The 23,633-nt window shown below is 39.1% G+C and carries 19 protein-coding genes and 1 pseudogene; 8 read left to right on the top strand and 12 right to left on the bottom strand.

The genetic code is table 11. The features are described from left to right. Positions 1-33: 33 nt before the first annotated feature. Positions 34-1,626 (bottom strand): acetolactate synthase large subunit, encoded by a 1,593-nt coding sequence (locus P9E47_RS00185; protein WP_003329908.1) that lies wholly within the window; start codon positions 1,624-1,626, stop codon positions 34-36. A gap of 375 nt (positions 1,627-2,001) precedes the next feature. On the opposite strand from P9E47_RS00185, the gene P9E47_RS00180 reads away from it, so the two are divergent. Next, positions 2,002-2,565: an immunoglobulin domain-containing family protein gene (locus P9E47_RS00180; RefSeq protein WP_003329909.1), complete on the top strand. Its 564-nt coding sequence runs from the start codon at positions 2,002-2,004 to the stop codon at positions 2,563-2,565. A gap of 282 nt (positions 2,566-2,847) precedes the next feature. Here the strand turns inward: P9E47_RS00180 and P9E47_RS00175 are convergent, their stop codons facing one another. Then, positions 2,848-3,447, bottom strand: a complete 600-nt coding sequence (locus P9E47_RS00175; protein ID WP_003329911.1) for an NADPH-dependent FMN reductase — start codon at positions 3,445-3,447, stop codon at positions 2,848-2,850. A gap of 42 nt (positions 3,448-3,489) precedes the next feature. On the opposite strand from P9E47_RS00175, the pseudogene P9E47_RS00170 reads away from it, so the two are divergent. After that, positions 3,490-3,756: pseudogene (locus tag P9E47_RS00170) on the top strand (winged helix-turn-helix transcriptional regulator); the annotation flags it as partial. Between the two features lie 90 nt (positions 3,757-3,846). On the opposite strand, the gene ytaF reads toward P9E47_RS00170, so the two are convergent. Both ytaF and P9E47_RS00160 read right to left on the bottom strand, forming a co-directional pair. Then, positions 3,847-4,479: a sporulation membrane protein YtaF gene (gene ytaF, locus P9E47_RS00165; protein ID WP_003329913.1), complete on the bottom strand. Its 633-nt coding sequence runs from the start codon at positions 4,477-4,479 to the stop codon at positions 3,847-3,849. 172 nt (positions 4,480-4,651) lie between these two features. Continuing rightward, positions 4,652-5,314 carry a TerC family protein gene (locus P9E47_RS00160; protein WP_003329914.1) on the bottom strand — a complete coding sequence of 221 codons (663 nt, stop codon included), beginning with the start codon at positions 5,312-5,314 and terminating at the stop codon, positions 4,652-4,654. Between the two features lie 407 nt (positions 5,315-5,721). On the opposite strand from P9E47_RS00160, the gene P9E47_RS00155 reads away from it, so the two are divergent. The 3 genes from P9E47_RS00155 (at position 5,722) to P9E47_RS00145 (ending at position 9,973) form a co-directional block, all read left to right on the top strand. Further along, positions 5,722-7,344 carry an ATP-binding protein gene (locus P9E47_RS00155; RefSeq protein ID WP_003329915.1) on the top strand — a complete coding sequence of 541 codons (1,623 nt, stop codon included), beginning with the start codon at positions 5,722-5,724 and terminating at the stop codon, positions 7,342-7,344. A 119-nt stretch (positions 7,345-7,463) separates the two neighbouring features. Further along, a complete protein-coding gene (locus tag P9E47_RS00150) occupies positions 7,464-9,494 on the top strand; it encodes a thiamine pyrophosphate-binding protein (RefSeq protein WP_326162198.1) in 2,031 nt (676 codons plus the stop codon). Positions 9,495-9,610: 116 nt separating this feature from the next. Continuing rightward, a complete protein-coding gene (locus P9E47_RS00145) occupies positions 9,611-9,973 on the top strand; it encodes a carboxymuconolactone decarboxylase family protein (protein ID WP_326162197.1) in 363 nt (120 codons plus the stop codon). Between the two features lie 114 nt (positions 9,974-10,087). Here P9E47_RS00145 and P9E47_RS00140 read toward each other — a convergent pair whose 3' ends face one another. From P9E47_RS00140 to P9E47_RS00130, 3 genes are all read right to left on the bottom strand, one after another. Continuing rightward, positions 10,088-10,849: a transposase gene (locus tag P9E47_RS00140; protein WP_326162196.1), complete on the bottom strand. Its 762-nt coding sequence runs from the start codon at positions 10,847-10,849 to the stop codon at positions 10,088-10,090. A gap of 516 nt (positions 10,850-11,365) precedes the next feature. Further along, positions 11,366-12,043: a uracil-DNA glycosylase gene (locus tag P9E47_RS00135; RefSeq protein WP_003329919.1), complete on the bottom strand. Its 678-nt coding sequence runs from the start codon at positions 12,041-12,043 to the stop codon at positions 11,366-11,368. Positions 12,044-12,256: 213 nt separating this feature from the next. Then, positions 12,257-12,763: a VanZ family protein gene (locus tag P9E47_RS00130; protein ID WP_326162195.1), complete on the bottom strand. Its 507-nt coding sequence runs from the start codon at positions 12,761-12,763 to the stop codon at positions 12,257-12,259. Between the two features lie 251 nt (positions 12,764-13,014). Here P9E47_RS00130 and P9E47_RS00125 point away from each other — a divergent pair, with 251 nt between their 5' ends. After that, a complete protein-coding gene (locus P9E47_RS00125) occupies positions 13,015-14,121 on the top strand; it encodes an S-layer homology domain-containing protein (RefSeq protein WP_326162194.1) in 1,107 nt (368 codons plus the stop codon). A gap of 212 nt (positions 14,122-14,333) precedes the next feature. Further along, positions 14,334-18,179: an S-layer homology domain-containing protein gene (locus P9E47_RS00120; RefSeq protein ID WP_326162193.1), complete on the top strand. Its 3,846-nt coding sequence runs from the start codon at positions 14,334-14,336 to the stop codon at positions 18,177-18,179. A 94-nt stretch (positions 18,180-18,273) separates the two neighbouring features. Here P9E47_RS00120 and galE read toward each other — a convergent pair whose 3' ends face one another. After that, entirely contained in the window at positions 18,274-19,269 is a 996-nt protein-coding gene (gene galE / locus P9E47_RS00115) for a UDP-glucose 4-epimerase GalE (protein WP_326162192.1), read from the bottom strand. 148 nt (positions 19,270-19,417) lie between these two features. Between galE and P9E47_RS00110 the strand changes: the two genes are divergently transcribed. Beyond that, a complete protein-coding gene (locus P9E47_RS00110; RefSeq protein ID WP_003329925.1) occupies positions 19,418-19,879 on the top strand; it encodes a VanZ family protein in 462 nt (153 codons plus the stop codon). 118 nt (positions 19,880-19,997) lie between these two features. Here P9E47_RS00110 and P9E47_RS00105 read toward each other — a convergent pair whose 3' ends face one another. The 4 genes from P9E47_RS00105 to P9E47_RS00090 all read right to left on the bottom strand — a co-directional run bounded on the left by P9E47_RS00105 (position 19,998) and on the right by P9E47_RS00090 (position 23,550). Beyond that, complete coding sequence (locus tag P9E47_RS00105; protein WP_326151878.1) at positions 19,998-20,243, bottom strand: heavy-metal-associated domain-containing protein; 246 nt, start codon at positions 20,241-20,243, stop codon at positions 19,998-20,000. After that, positions 20,240-20,407 (bottom strand): aspartyl-phosphate phosphatase Spo0E family protein, encoded by a 168-nt coding sequence (locus tag P9E47_RS00100; protein ID WP_003329927.1) that lies wholly within the window; start codon positions 20,405-20,407, stop codon positions 20,240-20,242. Before P9E47_RS00100 ends, P9E47_RS00105 begins: the two co-directional genes overlap by 4 nt. 240 nt (positions 20,408-20,647) lie before the next feature. Then, the gene (locus tag P9E47_RS00095; protein WP_326162191.1) at positions 20,648-22,000 is read right to left on the bottom strand and encodes a copper amine oxidase N-terminal domain-containing protein; all 1,353 of its coding nucleotides are present in this window, start codon (positions 21,998-22,000) and stop codon (positions 20,648-20,650) included. A gap of 206 nt (positions 22,001-22,206) precedes the next feature. Then, on the bottom strand, positions 22,207-23,550 hold the full coding sequence (locus P9E47_RS00090; protein WP_326162190.1) for an efflux RND transporter periplasmic adaptor subunit: 1,344 nt from the start codon (positions 23,548-23,550) through the stop codon (positions 22,207-22,209). Between the last annotated feature and the right edge of the window lie 83 nt (positions 23,551-23,633).

Genomic DNA, 23,633 nt, shown 5'->3' with positions numbered 1-23,633 from the left:
AGACGAACCCAGCCCCGTCATTCCGATCCCTTTTCACATTTGAACATCGATCAGCGTAATTTCACCGTCTCGAGATAGAGCATCCTTCAATACTTGTTCAAACTCATCCAACTGGGTAGGTCTTACCCCTTTTACGCCAAAGCTTTCAGCAAGCTGAACAAAGTCAGGGTTACCAAAGGAAGCACCGTAGCTATGACCGAATTTCTCCACCATCATTTGTTCCTCTAATTTTAACGAACCATTATTTAAAACAATGACAATAAACGATAGACCTAATCGTTGGGCGGTCTCTAATTCGGAAATATTCATTAATGCTCCACCATCACCGGTTATACAAATAACAGGTTCGTCCGGACAAGCTAATTTGGCACCAATGGAACCAGGTATGGCAATTCCCATTGAGGCTAATCCATTTGAGATGATAAGCCGACCAGCCTTTACGGGTTGATATGTACGAGCAATGGACATCTTGTGGGCTCCTACATCAGAAATTATGGTGGTTTTTTCCGTTGAATTTTTTTCAACAACGGTCAAAATATTCTCGGTCGTTCGTAATTGATTTCCTTTTAGATCCAAATTATCTTGATCAATTTGATAAGCTGTCCTAATTTGTTCCTTTAGATTTCCCATTGGAGCCCATGGTTTAGAGTGCATATCCAGCTTATTAAGCGCCTGTAATGTCTCTTTTAAATCACCAACTAACTCCCCCTTCACAGGATAGTGCTCATCAATTTCAGCTGGCAGAGGATCAATATGCAAAACAGGGAGCATCTTTTTATTCCAATCCTTAGGGGCACTTTCTACAAAATCAAAACCAACGACAATTAATAAATCAGATTGCCCTATCATTGGTAATACTTCGTCATTCTTTTTAAAACCAAATGTAAAATAATTAAGCGGATCGTTTTTAGGCAAAATCCCTTTCGCCATAAAGCTATGGATAACGGGTGATTTTAGGTTTTCAACAAATGTGCAGAGCTCCGCCTCAGCTTCCTGCCTTATCACCCCGTTCCCTACTATGATTAGCGGTCTTTGGCTGTGACCTATCAAAGTACGAGCATCCTCTATAGCTTGTGAAATAGGTGTGCTTTTCGGAATAGGTGTTACTACTAATGGCTTGGTTGGAATCATTTGCGAAGCTAAGTTCTCCGGTAATTCAATTAAAACTACACCCGGCTTTTCCATTTGTGCTACTCTAAAAGCCTCCCGAATGATTTTTGCGATGGTCTGTGAATCTTTAATTTGAACGCTCCATTTTGTTGCAGGTTCAAATATTTTTACTATATCTAAATATTGATGGGATTCTTGATGCTGCCTTTCAAGTCCCGCTTGTCCGGTAATGGCTACAACCGGAGAGTGGTCCAGATTTGCACTTGCTATTCCGGTTAATAGATTGGTGGCACCGGGTCCCAAAGTCGCTAAGCAAACGCCAACTTTTTTCGTTAATCTGCCATAAACATCAGCCATAAAAGCGGCCCCTTGTTCATGTCGAACATTTACGAACTGAATTTGTTTGGACTTAGACAATGAATCAATCAGGTCAAGGGTTTCCTTCCCCATGATGCCAAACACATACTCAACACCCTCATTTTCTAGGCACTGCACAAGTAAATCGGTCGCTTTCATAAATAATCCCCTTTACAAATTACGGTTTTCCTATTTTACCCTTTAACTTATTAAAATATTTTAGGATGTGGAGACGTGGCGGGACACTGAGGCGGGTTCATTGTCCCAAGGCGGATCGCGGGGTTGGGTTCTCTGAGCCATAGGGTCGGGAACTCTGGATCTAACCCTGGTACACAGTTCACGATCCTGCGGTCCAAACCGATCCCTTGACTCAAAACGCTGTAAATTTCTTGGAAACTGTGGTATAATTAATACATAACATCAATTGAAAATGCAGGTGCAGTATTATTTTTAGAAAGTATTTACAATTGAAGTTTTAGAAAGGTCGTGTTTACCTTCATATTTACTTATCTAGAGAAGGACTACGTTGATGAGTTGTTAGATTTAGATAAGAAGGTGTATAACTCTGAGTACCAGGTTAATAAGGAAACAACCTTACATCGATTGGACATAAATCCATTAACGGATTTAACAGTTGTCAACAATGACGATTTGGTTGGATATTTAACGGTTTGCCCGGTTGACGATGATACTTACAAAGGAATTATCGAGCATTCCGTTACAGAGGAAGAGATTGAACAACACACTCTGCCTTATGACAAAATGGGATTCTACAATTTATATTTGTCTTCCATTGTCATAGACAAAGAAAAATATCCTTATTATTCTGGTAAGTATTTATTTGATTTTTTAGAAAAACATTTACACAAGTTAAGAAAGCAAGGATTTTTTGTAAACAAGATCCTGGCTTTTGCTGTTTCAATTGCTGGAAGAAAAACATTGATAAGATTTGGATTCAAGGAAATTAAAAATAACGTCTTTGAGTTTTCTTGTATCAAACAAGGTATATATTTTATCAAGAGGAACTTCAAATTGCCCAAGGTTATTTCAACTATATTAAATGAACAAAAATTCATTTTTAAAAGAGGTTTTGTTTAGCGTCGTAGACCAATCAATGCAAATTAATGAATGGTATTGGGATACGGACACTTAGCGTCCTAGATTGTGGTTTATTCTAATTTATTATTTGGTGACTTTTGTTTTAATTTTGAGGACATAGGGTCGGGGCATTTTGCCCTGTTGCTCTTGCCCATTTGGGATGCGGGGGCGACGTCTCTGAGCTACAACCACACTCAAACTGGGACACAGTTCCCGACCCCATTGTTCTTTTATCCCTAAACAACGAAAAAGCAGAGGAATCTGATCCTCTGCCTTTTGTTTTTATCGGAATGTTTTCAATGCTCCGCTCCAAGCAATCACTTCATCAAGCATTGTATTTACATTATTTTGATGTAATTCTTGTGGTTTAAACTCTGTGCCGTTAACAAAGTCTGTAAATAAGCTTAAAGTTGGATGCGTGCGAACATCCGCAACTTTTTGTTCTGCAAGAATACCACGTAAATGTTCAGCTGCACGAGCACCGCCAGTTGAACCATAACTTACGATACCAGCTGCTTTGTTATACCAAGCTTCACGGGCAAAGTCGATGGCATTTTTTAACGCACCAGTAATACTGTGATTGTATTCTTGAACGATAAATACAAATCCATCTAAGCTTGCCAATTGCTCATTCCAAGCCGCAATTCCTGGCTCCGTTCCATCAGTTGTTCCTAGAAATGGAAGATTATAGTCAGCAATATCTACGATTTCAAAATTGGCATCTCCACGTTTGTCAGCAATTCCCATCACCCATTCCCCAACTTGCGGACTTACACGCCCTTGACGTGTACTTCCTAAAATGATTCCAATATTTAATTTTTCTGTAGTCATAGCTTCTTCCTCCTTGGTTGGTTTCCCAAATATTTTGTCTAAAAGTCCCATCCTTTACACCACCAATATTATTTTACTTATTTTTCATAATGATTATTAAGCCAAAGGTGGACCGGATTGATTGTTTATCAGCTTTTATCTGGCCCACAGCGTTTTTGTACTATAGAAGCTAAAGTAGGTATAAGTGGCAGGGTCCTGTCAGAAAGGTTAAAGGATTTGGAAAACGAAGGAATTATAAGGCGGGAGGGTTTTCCGGAAACTCCAGTTCGAATCGAGTATTCACTAACCAATAAAGGTCTAGGACTGGAGCAGTTAATGAGAGAGGTAGAAAATTGGTCACAAAATTGGCTGGAGGCATAAGTGGGATAGAGGGTCTGTTGGTGGGATGCGGGGTCGGGTTCTCCGGTCCATCTGGTTCACCGGACCCGTCCCCACCGCCCTGTGATCCACTCACATTCTAAAAATCCCAATTAAAATCAGAGCAACCCCCGACAATAAGGAGAACTTATTAAACCACCTTAAATCTCCGAATATCCGACCGATGTTGATTCCTGCTATTACAAAAAAAGCACTTGAAAACGTGACTATTAAAGCAAACAAAATCGGTGGCAAGTCAATCAGGGCTGCTCCGATTCCTGCACCAAAGGAATCCAATGATAACGCTATACCAAGGATAAAGGCTTCTACAACGCTGATCGTTCCAGATTTGTCCAAATCTGCTTCCATCGGCTTTTTTAATATTTTTACGATTAATCCTAGAGATTTGATTTCAAACTCAACCATTTTGGGCTTGCCCGGGTTTGCTTCATCGGAATTTGAAGTAAAAAATTGAATCAAAACCCAAATCCCGATGCCAATTAAGATGATGCCCCCGATTCTTTCAGCTGCATGGTATGAAATATACATTTCGATAACGGAACCTATTCCCATTGCCAACAGCAAAACGAAAAAGGTACATGATGAAATAACAAGGATTGATTTCAACGGGATTGATACCTTCCGAAGACCGTATGTCAATCCAACAGTGAAGCTGTCCAGACTTACAGCTAACGCTAATAACAATAAAGCAAATAGATCACTCATTTTTTACCCCTTTCTATCGACGATACTGCCATATTGTATGAAAGAGGAGCTCATTGATTGCTAACTTTTTAAAAAAAGCCATTAAAATGGGACGCAGTTCCCGACCCCGTGGCTCAATGGGCCACAGTTCCCGGAACTGCGCCTCCCAGAAAGGCATTCACCCTTTTGAACTTTACTTTCTTGCAAATGAATTATTGAATGTTTTAGCCAAAATGCACCAACACAATACTAGAATCACGGTTAGGATTGGTATAAAATTAGTCATTCCGTGGGTAAAATTTGCAATAGCCTCATCATGAGCGATCATTTTCCCAGCTGTTAGAGCTAAAATCCCTGCGCCAAAATACATAAAAAAAGGCACCCTATCTATTAAGAAAAGCATTAACTTACTTCCACTTATAATGATTGGGATTGAAAAAATAAGTCCAAATAACACGTAAAGGAAGTGCCCACCTGCTGCTCCCGCTACAGCTAAGACATTATCCAATCCCATAATAATATCTGCAAAAACAATCGTGGAGATCGCACTGGATAAACTGGCACCTGCTCTTACAGATACCTTTTCACTTTTGTCCCCTAACACTAAGCCAACGGCAACCCCTATTAACAATATTCCTCCAACCAATGTTAGATATGGAATTTCCAATAAAAGCATCGCAAAAATCGTTAAAATTGTTCTTAAAATAACGGCAAGCGTGGCTCCCCATATCATCGCCTTATTCCGCTGGGCTTTCGGGAGGTTTTTACTTGCCATGGCAATAACCACTGCATTATCCCCACCCAAAATAATATCAATCCCGATTATTGTTAATATTGTTACTATACTTTCAACCATTTTCGATACCCCCTTATCCCCCTTGCTTCACTATCACAGTATATTAGGACAAAGCTGGGAATATGAAAGGAAATGGTGGAACACATTGGGAGGTTCTCTGGATAGGTCACGGGGGCGGGTTCTCCGGCCCAATTTCGACACCATGGGCTCTGGGTGGGACATAGGTCCCGACCCCACGTCCCAGTCCACTGCTGCTGACCCTGCGATCCGACCCATCAACCCAGCACATGCTCCTCGCCCACTACGCCCTAAAAACCACAACTTTTTTACTATTTTTTTGTATAATCCATAATTCGACACAATCTTTTTTATTTAACAATTATTCTAAAAGAGAATATACTTAATGATAGTATCGAATTGGAACACGTTTCCTATCCACAGTGACATAAAGGAGGTATATGAAGATAATGATGCGAACAGAATCTTGGTATACTTTGAATTCTAAATATAATTGCGAACATATCTATGGGATGGATCCCCATGCCATACCAAAGCTGTTTCAAATAATAACTCCAGAGGAACTTGAAGAAAAAAAACAAATATACGCTGAGTTGATCCACCTTACTAAGTTTTTTGTAAAAAAATTGTTTTTCTTTTTAAGCGAGGTCCCAGCGATGATCATTATTACAGATGATAGCTGTAATGTCCTTAAGGTAATGGGGAATGAAGACCTTAAGAAGAAAATTGGGATTAATGAGGGGATTAGTTTTGTAGAAAAATATGCTGGAACAAATTCTATTTTCCTTTGTTTGAACCATAACCAACCAATTCAGGTTAAGGGCAGCGAGCATTTTCATGATGCACTTCATAATATTTCTTGTTCTAGCTGTAAATTTTCATTGAATAACGGGCTAACAGGTACGATTACTCTGATGACAACAGTGGACAAGTCCTCCTCTTTTCATTTGGGGCTCGTTTCATCCGCTGTTGATTCAATTGAAAGAGAAATAGAATTGAATAAAAAAAATAAACAATTAAACCTGTTCAACCAAATTATTATTAATTCAACAAAAAATGGAATTATTATCACGGACCAAAATGGGATTATAACGGACTTTAATGAAGCAGCTGAAAGCTACACAGGATTTAAGAGGCAGGACGTCATCGGCTACAGCATTGAAACCTATGAAGATGAATTTAAGGGTTTTTCTCATTATATTGAAAAAGTTTTAAAAGACCATGAGAAGTTCGAAAATATTGAGATACATTTTTACAATAATAAATTTACGAAAGTTTGTTTGTTCGATGCTTTACCGATTTACGATGGCGACCAATTTATCGGTGCCTTCTGCCAATTCAGAGATATCACAGACCGCTTTGAATTAGAGCAGCAGGTCATTGCCAACGAAAAGCTTTCCATTATCGGTAAAATGAGTGCCAGTTTAGCACATGAAATTAGGAATCCTTTAACGCCAATTAGCGGATTTCTTCATTTATTAGAAAACAACTTTGATAGCTCAAAGTCACCAGAATATTTTAAAATCATCAATGATGAACTGGAACGAATGAAAGAACTAATCAATAATTTCGTTATCGTTTCAAAACCTGAAGCACCATTTAAAAAAGAAGTAAACATCCCAAAATTACTTCAAAATACTATTCAATTTATGGAAACTCAGGCCAATCTGCATAATGTCTCTATTAAATTTACAGATAAAGTAAATGAAGACGACTTAAGTATTTATATCGATAAAAATCAAATTAAGCAAGTCTTGATTAATCTGATCCAAAATGCTATTGAGGAGATGCATGCAGGTGGGGAAATTAATATCGTTTTAAATAAGGATACTTCTACAAATCGGGTGGAAATTTCTGTGATCGACCAAGGCTCCGGTATTGACCAAGAAGTACTGAACAATCTATTCACACCATTTTTAACAACAAAACCAAGTGGGACAGGCCTAGGATTATCGGTTTGCCATCGGATTATCAAAAACCACAATGGTGAAATTGATGTTGAAACAATAAAAAACAAAGGGACAACATTCAAAATCAAATTACCTATTAATGGGACACGGGCCCAGGCATAGCGTGGGACACAGGGGCGGGTTCTCTGGCCAAGTTTTTGGGCCATGGGGTCGGGAACTCCGGCTCAACAGGGACACAGAACCCGACTCTTCGTCCCAAAAAATTAAATGAGGCGATTAAAATGACAACTGTTTTAAACGTACTAATGAAGCATTTGAAAAAATGGAATGTAACACATATTTTTGGAATACCTGGCCGCCCTGTAGTGCCGCTCATTACAGAAATGGTTAAGCACGACATCACCTTTGTTTTGGCACGCCATGAAACTGGTGCGGGTTATGCTGCTGGAGGCTTTGCCTTACAAAAGAAAACGTTAGGAGTTGCATTCGCCACAGCGGGGCCTGGTGGAACAAACATGATTACGTCTGCCGGACAAGCAATGGCGCACAATGTACCCGTACTATTTTTAACAGGGCAAATTTCTGCGGGCAAAATCGGTAAATCGTATAGTCAGGACTCCTCTTCATTTGGAACAGATTTAGTTAAAATGCTCGAGCCTGTTACAAAATACAGTGCTAGAGTAGATCGAGGAGATTCGTTCGAAAACCATTTTAGACATGCGATTGAACGTGCCTTTACGGGCGTGAAAGGGCCTGTCCACCTTTCGATGCCACTTGATGTTTTACAGGAAAAAATCACATCTTTTGACATAGACCTACCTCAAGCACCCCAGACAATCGCAGCAAATATTGAAGAAGCATTCAATTTGATAAAAGAAGCCAAAAATCCGGTTTTCTTTTTAGGAAAAGGAATCCGCTCATCCGATAGTTACGAAGAAATTTTTGAAATCGCATCGAGGTTAAGTATTCCGGTCATAACGACAGGCGGAGGAAAAGGAACATTTCCAACCAACCACCCGCTTTCATTAGGAGTGTATGGCTTAGGAGGAACCGAAGAAGCCGATCAATTTTTACAATCTGGCATTGATGTCATGATTGTCGCCGGTTCATCACTTAATGATATGGCTTTGGCAGGATTCCGCCCGGACTTTTATCCGGAAAAAATCATTCAGTTTGACCTTGATCCAACATTTGTCGGCAAAACAATCCCAAGACCGACCCTATTTGTTCCGGGAGATTTGAAGGAAAATTTGAAAAAGATCCTATACCTGACATTGGAATTTGAAGTCACTGATCTTTGGAATGAAAGCGATGACAGTAGCCTGGGCCATTCGTGGGGACAAAGCTGGGGCTGGGGAAACCCAGACCATGCGGATAATCCGGGACATAGGGATCTGGATTATAGGGGCGGGTTCTCTGGCTCACATTTTCCTGGTCAACATGACTCAAACCCAATCAACCCAGAACTAGAAAATGTTTCACCAGAAAATATACCTACTATCCTAAAACGGTTAAAAGAAACCTACGGAGATTTATTTATTGCAGCCGAGCAAATTGGGGCTACTAATGAAGACATGTCTTCCTTCCAAAAGATATTTGAAGAACTGGAGACCGTCTCAAAACATGTAGCAGCAACACGCGAAGACTGGGCCGGAGTTCCCGACCCCATGGCACAGCAACAGGACGGAAAACCCAACCCCATGGCTCAACAAAGGGCTGAAGCCTCCATGTCCCAGCCTTATATCTCGTCGGTGTCAGCGGTCCATGAAATCCGTCGGAATTTACCTGAATTTTCAAAAGTTTTTGCAGATGTTGGTAGTCATGCTTATTACGCTGTTAAACACTTTGATGTGTACCAGCCAAATACTTTTTTCTTTGATGACCGCTTTATAGCGATGGGAAACGGGATTGGCTATGCGATTGGGGCAAAAATCGCGGAAGGCTCTCACAATCATAATCAGCCTATCGCTTGTATTACAGGGGACGGCTGCATGCTCATGCACGGTACAGAAATAGCAACTGCAGTCGAACATCGCGCTCCGATTCTTTTCTTTGTTTTTAATAATAGTGGATTGGACATGGTGGAAACTGGCATGAAGCATTGGCAAAACTGCCCCGGCCATGTTGTCTACAACAACCCAATAGATTTTGTTTATTTTGCAAAAGCATTAGGTTGCGAAGGCTTCAGATGTTTGAACGAAGAGGATATTGCAAATGCAATTCAAAGGGGATTACAAAGTAAGGTACCAACTATCATTGAGATTATGGTTGACCCTGATGAAATCCCGCCTACTTTAAAACGAGATGAATAAATGGCTGCACTATATTATTGAAAAAAAAGACAAATCAGTGAGCAGCCACTATCGAATTTTTTACAAAAATAATAACTACATAGTAAAAATTATTAGGTTGCTAGGAGGAGAAAAAAATGTCCAAACGTAAAGAAATTGGATTGGAAAACTTGCAAGGGATTTCAGGGAAGGTCGGAGTTGAAGCAGTCGAAAAATTAAGAGGGACCTCTCCGGAGTTGTCTGACTTTATCACCGAATTCGCCTTTGGCGATATCTATTCATTGCCGGCACTAACAAAAAGGGACAAAGTGCTCATTACACTCTCCTCCATCATAACGCAGGGTGACGTGGGAGCGCTAAAGGTACACCTCCACTCTGCCCGAAACATCGGATTAACAAATGAAGAAATAAAAAATGTGATCCTGCATTGTATCCCGTACGTTGGTTTTCCGAAAGTGATCAGTGCGATGCAGGTGTTTGAGGGTATTTTGAAGGATTGAGTTTGGCTGGGGCATGGGATCTGACCACGGTTGGGGACACGGAGGCGGGTTCTCTGTCCCAGTTGAGCCACAGTTCCCGCCCCCGTGTCCCAGTTCAAGCGCACCAAAGCCTTATTACTGAATGCGGGCTATCACACTTCTTGAAATACCTGTAATTCTTGATAGCTGCCTTACTGTAATTCCCTCCATTTTTTTCAATACCAACAAAACATCGTTTCGCTCCTTTTTGTCCATTTGCTGGATCATAGCTATATTTTCAATTCCCATTTGATTTAGGATATTGATTACTTCACTATCCGTTTTTTTAACTATGTCAAAATCATCCAGAAATTCATCCTCATTTGTTTCTTCCATAAAATCTTTGAACTTTTGGACTGTATCGGTTTTTTCTTTAGAAAATTGTTTCAGCACAGTTTCGGTATCTATCATGTCCCCGGTGCTGAAAAACTCATGGATGCTTGTCCACTTATTTTCAAAAACATTGCTTGCTATTCCTGCCTTTAGCGGGTTTTGATGTATATACCTAATGACCCTCATGAAATAGTCATTCGTTTCTACATTTTCGCTCCTAAACCGTCCCTGGAAAAGAGAACCACAACGCTGATATTTGAAATTAAACCATAGGGCATAACTAGCACTGATTCTTTTTACAATATCTGAAATCCCCTCTTCAGTTTCCTTCAAAAGTAAATGCACATGATTATCCATCAAACAATAACTGAAAAGTTGAAAGTTACTAATTTCTTTAATTTTTTTTAGCACCTCTATAAACTTACGCTTATCAGCATCTCCCTCAAAAATAATTTGTTTATTAATTCCGCGCAACATCACATGATAAGTTCCAGTATTGCTTTTTGTCCTTGGTTTTTTTGCCATGTTAAAATCACCTCTTGGAATTAGTAACCTGTCCTTTACCCCCCAAAAGCCTATATACTGTTTTTGTCTTTGTTATGAAAAAATTTAAAAGTCGTAGAAAAATAAAATAAACGAGGCTGTATCTTTTGAAGTTATTTACTAGAAGCATCCACTAGAAGTAACGTTTAAGGAATCAAATAAAAAAATTTTGCATCCGCGAACTTGTGTATGAAGCCATTCCTATATTTTTTCCACTTTACTAACACTAACCCCCTTCTACATTTAATAAACCCAGTTTGGCACAAAATTAAATTCGGAGCAAACTCGAGATTTTCAATTTTCAAGGTAGTTTGGGCTGAAATTTTTAAAATTCACTAGAGAAAATTGAAATTTGGGTAGGAGTTTTGAGGAAATCTTCAATTTTATATAATTTTTGGGGATATAGAGCGGTTTGGGACATGGGGGCGGGAACTCCGGCTTAACTGGGACAGAGAACCCGACCCTGTGGCTCATCATAGGATTTAAATAAACGTTTAATTAAGACAGGTTTCTAATCTGCCAATCTATTTCTCCGCTTCCGATCTCTCGCAGAAAAGCATTGGCACGTGAAAACGGGCGGCTACCGAAGAATCCGCGATTTGCCGAAAATGGACTTGGATGCGGCGATTTTATTATAAAATGCCTTGATGAAGTAATCAGCTGCTGCTTTTGTTGTGCATAGGCACCCCACAAAATAAATACAACTGGTTTCCCACGTTGATTTAAGGTTTCTATAACTTTGTCAGTGAACATTTCCCAGCCTAGAGCCTTATGCGAATTTGGAATACCTGCCCGTACGGTTAAAACGGCGTTTAGCAACAACACCCCCTGCTTCGTCCAATCCACTAAATAGCCATGGTTAGGAATATAACACCCTACATCACTCTGCAGCTCTTTATAGATGTTTTGCAACGACGGTGGAATTTTCACTCCCGGTTTCACCGAAAAGCTTAATCCATGAGCCTGCCCAGGTCCGTGATACGGATCCTGGCCTATGATCACGACTTTTGTATCTTCAAAAGAGGTAAAGTGCAAAGCATTGTAAATATCATATTGATCAGGGTAAATCACCTGCGTCTGGTATTCTTCCCGCAAAATTGTTCGCAGTCGTTGATAATAAGGCTTTGCGAATTCCCCTTCAAGCAATGGAGCCCAATCATTTTTTAAAATTGCCATCTAATAACACTCACTTCCACTAGTACTCAATCATTCTCATTATAAAACAATCACAAAAAATCGTGGACCAAATTTACAAATTAAATGAACGTTTAATTAAAAATTGGGATGCAGGTACTGGGACACAGTTCCCGACCCCGCGGTCCAGGCCGACCCCTTGGACCATGACATAGGGGCGGGTTCGTTGGCTCGTTTCTTGGATAGGACAGCGGGCTAAACCTGTCCCCATGTCCAAGTTTTCCCCTCCCTCATTTTAGCAATAATCATATATAACCCTATACCAACAATTGCTCCTGAACTATCTATTAGAATATCCTTCACCTGTCCCCCTCTGCCAGGTACAAACAACTGATGAACTTCATCACCAATAGCGTAAAGAACACAAATCCCAAATGCCATGGCCAATGTAGCAACCCCACTTATTGTACTTCCGTTCACCCTACTTCTTCTTATTGCATTCAGCACTAATATGCCAAGCGTTAAATATGCAAAAAAATGAGCGTTTTTACGGACAAAATGGTTTATGGTATCCATATTAAAGTCTTTTTCTGGAGTAACTTTTTCGACGGTCTCAACGATAACCTTTGTTACCCCTTTGCTTAGATTGTTTGATTGCTCCGCTTCTTGAGAAGATAAATAAAAAATGAGCAGCATCCAAAACAAAACTGCTGCCCATGAAATAATTATCATTATGATTTTACTGTTTGTTACTATAGACATAAATTTTCTTCCTTTCTTCATAAGCGTTCTTTACGAGAACCAATATATTGGATATCCATGATCTACAATATAACCAGGAGGATTTTCACTACTTCTAGTTTATGATAATTATTAATAGAAGCAACACACCAACACAAATTATATTTGCATATAGCAAACATTCTGCTAAAATTGAAAAAGATGTAAAAAGAATTAGTCATTTCGGATTGCACCTATCAAATTAATAAACTATCATTCTAGGAGGTATTCAATTGTATAAAAAGAATTTTAAAAAGGAATTGCTCACAGCCATTTCCTCTGCATTCTTAATAACAGCCGCAGTAACACCAATCACCGCAGAACACTCCCATGCCGCTACTGCATTTAAAGACATCTCGACTGGCGTTTTCTATGAAAAAGCGGTATATTCTCTTTCTGATAAAGGTGTCATTGGTGGTTATAGCGATGGTACATTCAAGCCGGACAAAGCAGTTACGAGAGCAGAAGCAGCGAAAATGATAGCGTTTGATTTAGGTCTTGGAAAACCGGTTGGAACATCAGCAAATTTTTCTGATGTCAAAAAAGAGGACTGGTTCTATGAGCCAGTAACTGCACTTACGCAAGCAGGTGGGATTAGTGGTTACGAAGACGGAACATTCAAGCCAAACAAAACGATTACGAGAGCCGAAATGGCTAGCATGCTCGTTAAGGCCTTTTCAATAGAAGAAAAGCCCGATGCGCAAAAAGCCCAATTTACCGATGTAAATCCAGCTAGTTGGTATGCAAAAGCTGTACAAACATTATATGGTAACAACATCACTTCAGGAAGATCAGCAAGTCAATTTGCACCAAATGATCCAGTCACCCGCGGTGAAATTGCTGCTTTTATCCAAAAAGTAAATGATGGAAAAAGCAGCCAAGCTAAAGATCAAACAACTGGAAACACTGAAACGACAAACGTTAACAATACTGAAAAACCGAGTGAAGGCAGTTCTACGACAATAGAAACACCAGGTACACCAGCTAGCGGCGGTGGAGGTGGCGGTCCCGTTACGAATCCAACACCAACACCAACTCCAACTGCCGAAAGCATTCTATCTAAATATGAGAATCAATTGAGCAGTTTAAAAACACAAGCAGAAGCTGAGTTTAGCAAACTGAAATCGGATTTTTTAAATGATCAACTTAGCTTTTCAGAAGCACTCAACCAAGGAGAATCTTTATATAAGTACTATGAGGGTGAGTTCAATGCCAAATATGAAAATGCGAAAAACGAATTAGCACAAAATGGTTATTCCGAAAGTAAAGCAGATTACTTCCAAGAGGAATTTAATAATTTGCTAGGAAAGTACTCTGAATACACCAAATTTCTAAACTAAAATTCTAGATTTAACAACAAGAAGAGGTCATGACAATCATCAAAACTGTCATGACCTTTACTAAATAACTACTAAAATGGGAAAACATGTTGAATGCTCTATTATTTTAAAAGAAAACTATGTTATAATTCCAAAAGAAGTAAATTTATACTAGTACAATAGTTTAGTAACCAGTGTAACAAACAAAAATATAGAAGGAGTGGTTATTTGATATGAAAAAGAAAGCTACTAGAAGGTTAAATTCTCAGAAACTCATTGCTTCAACCGTTTCTGCAGCAGTTGTAATTTCTCCACTTAGTGGAAGCTTTACTGCAGATGCAGCTGTAAAGTCTTTCAAAGATGTATCCAAGGATGCTTATTACTATAAAGCAGTCCAAGACTTAGTAGAAAAAGGCGTTATTGACGGTTATCCGGATGGTACATTCAAGCCGAATAATGCTGTTACACGCGCTGAATTTTCAGCACTTTTAACAAAAATTCTAGATTTGAATACAGATTCTGTTAATAATCCAAACTTCAAAGACGTACATACAAATGCTTGGTACTACAACGCTGTTGCTGCCCTAGCAAACCAAGGGTTAGTTGGCGGTTATGAAGATGGCACTTTCCAGCCAAATAAACAGATTACCCGTGCTGAAATTGCAGCACTACTTACAAGGGTGTGCAATCTTTCAGCAGATGGTCAAGCTACATTACCATTCGCTGATGTCCCTGCTAATTCATGGTACAAGGAAGTAGTTACTGCCCTTTATCAATCTAAATTAGTGAGTGGAAAAACTAACACAACATTTGCACCAAATGATCATGCAACTCGTGCCGAAGCAACAGTATTCTTACACCGTGCAGATAGTCAAGGGCTCCTCCCTGCGTTGGCTTCAGCTAGTATCAATGCCGTAACAAATGAAGCTGTGACAATTGGCGGTGTATCATACAAAATTGCAGATAATCTTAAAGGGATTTTTAATACAGCAAATAGTAGCATCTTAAAAGATGGCAAAATCAGCTTTGTATCTTCAAACCAAACGATTACAAAGATTACTTCTTTAGAACTAACAGCTAGCGGACAAGCTGTAGGTGCTGATGAAGTAGAATTCAGCAAGAACGTTGTTTTAGACGGAGGCAATAATACGATTGATGGCAATGTAAAAGTTGCAGGAAACTATGTTTCTGTTAAAAATGTAAAAATTGCCGGAGATTTCGAGATTGGGAAAGAGCTGCAAAACGATTTTTACTCAGAAAATATTAGCGTTTCAGGAAAAACTACTATCAATGGTGGCGACAACAACACTGTTGTATTTACTGACGCTGCATTAAATGCTGTTGAAGTGAATAAACAAGATGTCAATGTTGCAGCAAAAGGCAAAACAACGATTAAAGAAGTTGTTGTAACTAAGAATGCAACGATCACTGGAGATGATAGTGCTGTCATTTCGAAAGTAACAGTAAATGATGGTGTTGAAAAACTTGACCTTAAAGTGAAGGTCGATAACGCAGTCGTTGACACAACAAAAGAAATGTCACTATACGGTAAGAAAATTGGAACACTAGAATTAGTGAAATCCACGAAAATAACACTTGTAAAAGGGACAAAAGTTGAAAATCTTATTCTCCCTGCTGATGTAGCAGCAAAAGACATTATTAAAAACTATAACGATGTAAAAAAAGACATCGCAAAAATTAATGGCAAGAATAACCCTGATGCTACAACAGGTGGCGGTGGCGGCGGTGGTGGCGGCGGTTCAGTCACTACACCGGATGATATTAATAGTGGTAAAACGATTAATGGTAACTACACAATTGATATTGATAAAGAATCTGCTTTGACTTTTGGGCCTGCATCCGGCACAACAACGATTACAGGGGATTTAACAATCAAAGGTGATGCAGAGGAGATTATTACTCTTCGCAACATCATTGTTAAAGGCACTTTAACAGTAAATATACCAAAAGGAACTGTTAAATTAGCGGATAGTGTAACAGTAAGCAAAACGGATTTAAAAGATGTTAAATTTGGTACTTTCTCAAGTGAAGCAACCCATACTGGGGCTATTGATGTACAAGACGATGATGCCGTAATTGAACTTAATGGTGCAGCTAGTAATGCAAACGTTGATATTTCCGGTGGTGGAACAATCCAGCTTAAAGGAACGTTCAAAGGGAATATAACAGTTAATAAAGCTGTGAATCTAAGCCTTGCTGAAGGGGCTACCCTTTCAAATATTGCTATTCAAGCAGCAGGCGTCGAACTTACAATTCCAACTGGCGCTTCTATTGGCCATCTTAAAGTTGAAGCAGCTGATTTAAAACTTGGCGGTTCAGGTGTTGCCGATATCCTTGATAAAATTGAAGTCATTGGCGACTATCAAGTGGCTGTCGACGAAAGCCAAATACCAGAGGAGAAAAAAGATCTACTCCTTGTGTTTAATGCCCTAAACGCTCTTACTTGGAATGATATCAAAGGAGATAATGGTGCATTAACTGAAAAAATCGGTAACAAAAAATCATTAAACTTAATCCCAACAATTGATGGCTTTGACGGTGTTAACGTCAAGTGGGAATCTGATGCTATCGATACAACTACTGGTAAAATTACAAAAGATGGCTATGAAGGCCCGATTACATTAACAGCTACATTATCAAAAGGGGATTATAAATTAACAAAACAATATATCATTAATCTTGATACAGTAGCACCAGTTGTTGGCGAAATTCAGCATATCGAAAAACATGAAACAAGCGCGAAATTCAAAGCATCTTCAAACGAAACTGGTAAGCTTTATTACCTTGTTAAAGAGGGCACCGTTGCACCAACTATTGACGAGATAACAGGAGAAGACGGAAAATCGGTTGCTGTTACTGCGAATGAAGATACAACGTTTGAAGTTACCAATTTAGAACCTGGAACAGCCTATACAATCTATGTCGCTGCTGAAGATGAACTAGGAAATATTGGAGCTACACCAAAGGCATTGTCGTTTAAAACTTATGCTGTTGGTCAAGGTCCAAAAATCTCAAGCATTTCCTTCGGCGATGTGATTACGAAAATTGACGGAGACAACACATTTGAGGCTGACTTAAGAAAAGTAACAAGCAACACCGTATTTTCAGCAACGGTGAAAGTAACACAAACTAGTAACCTACAGCTTTCTATAGAAAACCTTGGTACGATTGGCGACTTTGGATTAACTGAAGGAGTTGATAATACTATTGATAATGTAGACTTCTCAAAGGTGAATGCTAATAATATTAACTTTGAAGAAGTAAACTTTACTGAACTTCTTAACGTTTTACTAGCAAATCCAGATGTGAATAAAGCTGCCTTGTATGATGCAATTAAATTTGGGGAAATCTTCACAATCGTGAGCGATAAAGATTCAGACACATTGCAAGCATTATTAGCTAATGTTGATATTAATAAGATTTTTGATGCTGTTAAAGGTACTGGTACTGCTAGCGATATCTACAACATCGTTGATTTTGCAGCAATTAATGATGTAGTTGAATTCACTGACTTTGTTGATAAAGTGGCTGTATTCAATATTTTAACTAAGTACGAAGAATTTGGTGAACTTAAATTTAGCGACTTAAGCAATCCAAAGAAAATCATTGAAACAATTAATGCCAGTGATAAAAAGGCAGAAATCTATAGTGATTTATATGCATTAATTGATTTTAATCAAATATTTAATACAATGCTAAACGATTCGAAGTACGGTAAGGAATCAGTAAGAGATGTATTTAGAGCATTGCATGTCGAACAACTTCTTGCTGCACTTGATGAAGATGCAGTCCATGATGTCTTCGCTACAGTTGATTTAAATAAAGTGTTTGAGATCTTAGGTAATTCTTCTGTACGTAGCGAGATCTTTAATGGAGATGTTATTAATCTACCAGCAATCTTTGCAGCAACTGGAAAATCTCAAGGCTTCACAAAAGATCTATTCGATATCTTGGAGAAATTTGATGGTGAAGACGACAATACGTTAACAGTTGGAGCTAGACTATATAACGATAATGGCGAAACACCTTACACTATTAAAATGGTAATTTCCGATTAATGGAAGAAAGGCTATTAAAAAGAGCAACCATACTGGTTGCTCTTTTTACGTTATATACGGGACTAAGCTCTCACCTTTTGTACCACAATCTTAACTATTCTATATAATTTTTTTCAAATCGCCAGGCATCTCGGCACATAGCAACAATATTGCGTTTGGCTGTCCAACCAAGTTTTCGATTTGCTTTTGAAGTATCAGCGTAACACTCAGCAATATCTCCGGGTCGGCGATTTACGATTTCATAAGGTATTTCAATATCGTTAGCTTCTTCAAAAGCTTTAACCAACTCCAGTACACTAGTACCTTTTCCGGTTCCTAAATTATAGATATGGACCCCTTCCGTTAAATTTTCTAATGCGGCGACATGGCCTTCAGCAAGGTCCACAACATGAATATAATCACGAACTCCTGTCCCGTCCACAGTTGGATAGTCTTTTCCGAAGATTTTCAACTTCTCTAATTTCCCCTTAGCTACTTGTGTTACAAACGGCATGAGATTATTTGGGATTCCATTTGGGGCTTCGCCGATCAATCCACTTTCATGGGCACCTACCGGATTAAAATATCGAAGGATTGACAAGTAGAAAGTAGGATTTGCTTTTGCTATATCAATTAAAATCCTCTCACTCATTGCTTTTGTTTCACCATAGGGATTCGTCGTAGGTAAAAGTTCCATACTTTCTACAAAAGGTACTCTGTTTTCACCGTACACTGTAGCCGATGAGCTAAAGACAAACCGATTTACACCATATTTATGACAAGTCTTTGCAAGGACAAGTGTACTAACAATATTGTTATAATAATAATCTTGGGGCTTTTCTACAGACTCAGCAACCGCTTTAAGACCAGCAATGTGAATAACACCATCAATCTTATAATTCCTAAAAATAATTTCAACAGCTTCTACATCCGTTACATCAATCTTATAAAAGGCAATTTCTTTACCTGTAATGTCCATTATTTTCTCAACAGTCTCACGCCTACTATTACAAAGATTATCTGCAATAATGACTGAATGTCCAGCTTCTAGTAAAGCAACACAAGTATGTGAGCCAATATACCCAGCGCCACCAGTTACTAATATGTTCATCACTTATTGTCCCCTTATTAGTAGTATGAAGTAGATTTTACCATAATATCTTTCAAAAAAGATACATTGCTAGTTGAGATGGTTGAATATTTATTCGTTTTTTGTCAATACAGATATAAGAGAAAAAAATTGGTGAGGTTGAAATAGTTTGCTTGAATTTAATACTAGGGTGTTGTTTGGAGCCGATAAAATTGCTCATTTCAGTACATATGCTGTAATTGCACTTTGCATTGGAATAGTCCTTATATCCGTAACATCCAGAACACATCGTTTAAGAGGACTTTCATTTATTTGGTTTATACTTGTTTTAATCGGAGTAGTAGAAGAATATCGTCAATTTCTTTTGCCAGACAGGACTGCAGAGCTTTGGGATGCTGTAGCCAACATACTAGGAGTAAGCACCGGTATGCTACTACCCCTTCTCTTTTCCATAAAAAAAGAAGCACTACCGGTGGCAAGGTACTTCGTCATCTTTTTTATTATTCTTTTTCCCTTATTCCTAGGTTTGGCGGAAATAAACGAACGCCACATTATTATAGATCCTGGGGAAATAAACCATGTAGACAGTGGTTCAGGTCATGGGGGGAGCCGTGGGGGCAGACACTTCTAATATGGGACACTGAACCCGACCTCCATGGCTCGCTCCATGGTTCAAACCCGCCCTCGTGTCGGTTCGCCCCAACCCCGACTCAGCCCCATGTCCCCTGACCGACCCCACGGTCAAGTTTTCAATCAAACATCACAATTCTTTCTTCTTTTTGTATAATCTTAGCCACCGAAAACCCCTGCTTTTCAATTTTTTCTATTATTTTATTGGTGCTAACTAGGCTTGGATTAAACTCAATGGTAATCTTTCCTTTCGGTAATTTACCTTTGAAAGAAAAAATACCACATAAAGCTTCAACTTCCTTTTCAATCTTAGTGACACATTTAAAACAAGATATTCCCAATACATACAACGTTATATGATTCATTTCGCCCTCACCCCATGTTTTTGGTGGATTATTATAAGCTGATCTAGTTTCTGGCTACAACATATAGTCTCGTTGCTATTTATACCAAAGGCTTTTGCCGTAAAAATTAATTCCTTTTTCAGCATTTGTATTTGTTTTTCTAAACTTTCCATATCATCAACCATTACAAACACCTCTTTTGAGTTGATGTCTATACTTATAGGTTGATTTTATGATAATGATTCTCATTCGTAATTGACCTAAATCAAATTTTAAATTTTTTTATAAAAAAGATAAGCACGAATTAGTTGTAGTTCAGCTTAATAGCAACTTTGACATTGTGTCAGAGTACATTACATGAGCCGCAGTTCCCGACCCCGTGGTCCAGCGAACCTGTGGCTCACAATAAAAGAGTAGCCCGTGGGCTACTCTTTTACTTTTAATGTAATTGTTTGATTGGTTTCATTCCAGTTGACTTGTGCTCCCAGTGCTTGAGATACAAAGTTTAGAGGTAGTACTGTTCGACTTTTTACATTTTTGACCGGTACATCCATAATGGTCTCCTTACCATTAACCTTTAGTACATTACTGCCTACTGTTAATTGGATTGAGAGATCATCTTTGTTGATGGTAACTTGGCCTCTTGCTTCGTCCCAAAGGATATTATCACGGTTTACCCCCAACGCCTCTGCCACATAACGTATGGGCAGGTAGGTACGCCCTGCTTCAATGAAGGGGGCAACGTCCATTAAATTATCAACCCCAGCCTTACTATACGTTGTATTACCAATTTTAAAGACAACATCATAGGGAGATGAGTCCTCTTCAATCGTTTGAGGTGGAACTACTTTTGCTACGATTGCCTCTCCTCTAACTAGGGCACTTCCAGAGATTTTTACAGTTACAGCTCCTTCGGAATCTACTTGAGAAGAAATATAAAATTTCATCTTAAAGCTACGTTCTGTTTGGGAAGATGTTGATGTTGGCATTATAAATTCAATTGTATTTTTTTCACCAGTAATTTTGGTATTTAACGTATTTTCAAGCTCCTGACGAGAACGATCCGAAATTCCATTTGCTTCTATTAATTTGTAGCCAACAACTTTGGTCCATTCGGGAAATTCAATAACGACATTATTTCTAGATAACCATGAATTAGCTGATCCTTCTTTAATAGTAAGGGCTGCCGTTTCGAGCTTTTGCAAATCTTCATTGTTTTGTCCCGGGATTAATATGGGGGCTTCTTCAGTATTTATTTTTGTAATTACAGCTGGAACAGTTGCAAATGTATATTGACCATATGATAAGGTTGAACCTCTAGGATCAACTGTTACTTTTAAATCTCCTAACGCATCCTCTACTTTAAAGTAAAGCGGAATGTTAACGGATTTATCGCCACCTTCCCATGAACCCGAAATTTCCAATTCAATATTTTGAGCGGTTGCTTGCGCGACTGTAAAACTGGCTCCATTTGTACCCTTAAACATTTTTCCTGATGGATACTGACTTGTAAGCCATTTGACACCAGGGGATAAAGTTAAGCGAAATGTATCACCCGATGTAAATCCAACATCCTCTTCCTTAATAATAAGATTGGATAATGCATTCCCATTTAGGTCACTCTCATAATTATCCGGAACAGCTAAGATTCTATCTACTATGTTCTTGCTGTTTGCACTTACATCTAAAGGGAATACGAATGGAGTTAAAGCACCTGCTGCGACCATTGCTGATGTTAAGATTCGCATTGGTCTTTTCAGTTTTATTTGAAATACCATGTAAACCTCCCCTTCCTTTTGTGGAACCATTGTATCACTTTTATAATACCATAAAACTGGGAATCGGTGTGGGACACAGGGTCGAGTTCTCTGACCCACATCTGTAACTGGGACATAGTTCCCGGCCCCGCGTCCCACTCCTCACACAAAAATGGGACACAGTTCCCGACCCTGTGTCCCAACAACTGGGCTTGTGTTCCGCCCGGTTAGTCTTCTATTATATTCATTCCATCCTCTAATACTTCTACTTTTGTTGTTACCACTTTGTCATTTGCGTTCAAGCCACTCTTCACTGAGACTTGGGAATCAGTTATTTGGCCCACTTCTACTTCTGTTAGTTTGGCATGACCGTCTTCAACCACGTATACAAATATCTTTCCGTCTTTTTCCACTAATGCTTTAGCTGGAATAATTGTGCCTTTTGATTGTTCATCATCAATGAACATCACTTCACTTACCATTCCTGGCTTCAATTTTAGTTCGGAATTCCCCACTGTAATTTCGACCGGATAACCCTTACCATTTACGCTCACTGGACTAACATTGCTGACTTTACCAATAGAACTAGTGTCAGCAGCGGCTATTTTTACTTGAACAGCGTCACCTACGCTGATCGTATTGATTTTTTCAGCTGGTACATATACTAGAGCCCGCACATTACTAATATCCGAAACTACTACAGTCGCGGTTTGCGGCCCTACTATTTCCCCTACTGCACTATTAACAGAACTTATTGTCCCTGCAATAGGCGAAACGATTGATGCTTCTCCAAGATTATGATTTACAATTTGGGCAGCTGCTTCGGCTTGTTTCAACTGTTCTTCACTGACCGTTACCTGTGGATTTTCTTTTGCAAGTTGCAGCTGTGTTTTTGCGTTATTGTAAGCAACCTGGGCTGTCGCAAGTTTATCCTGAGTAGTTTTTCTACTAACCTCTACGGACTTCATAGCAGATTCTGCTGTCACAAATGCAGTCTCAGCCTGCTCCAACTGTGACTTCGACACCGCGCCTGCCGCAAACAGTTCTTTTGTACGATTCAAATTAGCCTGGGCGTCAGCAAGATTTTTAGTAATCTTTTTCTCTGAAGCATTAATTTCTTCCAAGCTATTTTTTAATTGGCTCACCGTTGAGGCCGCCTGATTCAGCCCGTTCTCCGCTGCAATCACCCCATTTTTATAGCTTGATTTTGCCGCTTCAATCCCAGACTTTGCAACTCCCAATGCTGCCTCAGATTGGAGTGATTGATTTTTTAAATCCTGATCTTCTAAAGAAAACAAAAGATCTCCTTTTTTAACCGTCATTCCTACCTCTACAGGTATACTTGCAATTCGGCCTGAAAGCTTTGGAACAACCGTCACTTCTTCATTCGCTTGAACAGTCCCAGTAAAAATCGGTCCGTTGTTTAAAAATCCTTCATAAGCCGTCGCTGTTTTTACATTTACAGAAAGCTCTTGGCTTGAAACTTCAATCACATTAGAACTGCAGCCAGTTAGACCTGGTGTGGCCACTAATAAAAGACTTATAGCGGCAAATAGTGTTTTATTTTTCATTCGCAAATGACTGCTCCTTTCGTTAACTTCATTTAAAAATGGGCCAGAGTTCCCGACCCCATGTCCCAACTACACAAAAATGA

This window comes from Schinkia azotoformans, from assembly GCF_035811335.1.
Lineage (GTDB): Bacteria > Bacillota > Bacilli > Bacillales > Bacillaceae_J > Schinkia > Schinkia azotoformans.
Note: the sequence above shows the minus strand (reverse complement) of the source record. Positions and strands in the feature narration are given on the sequence as shown.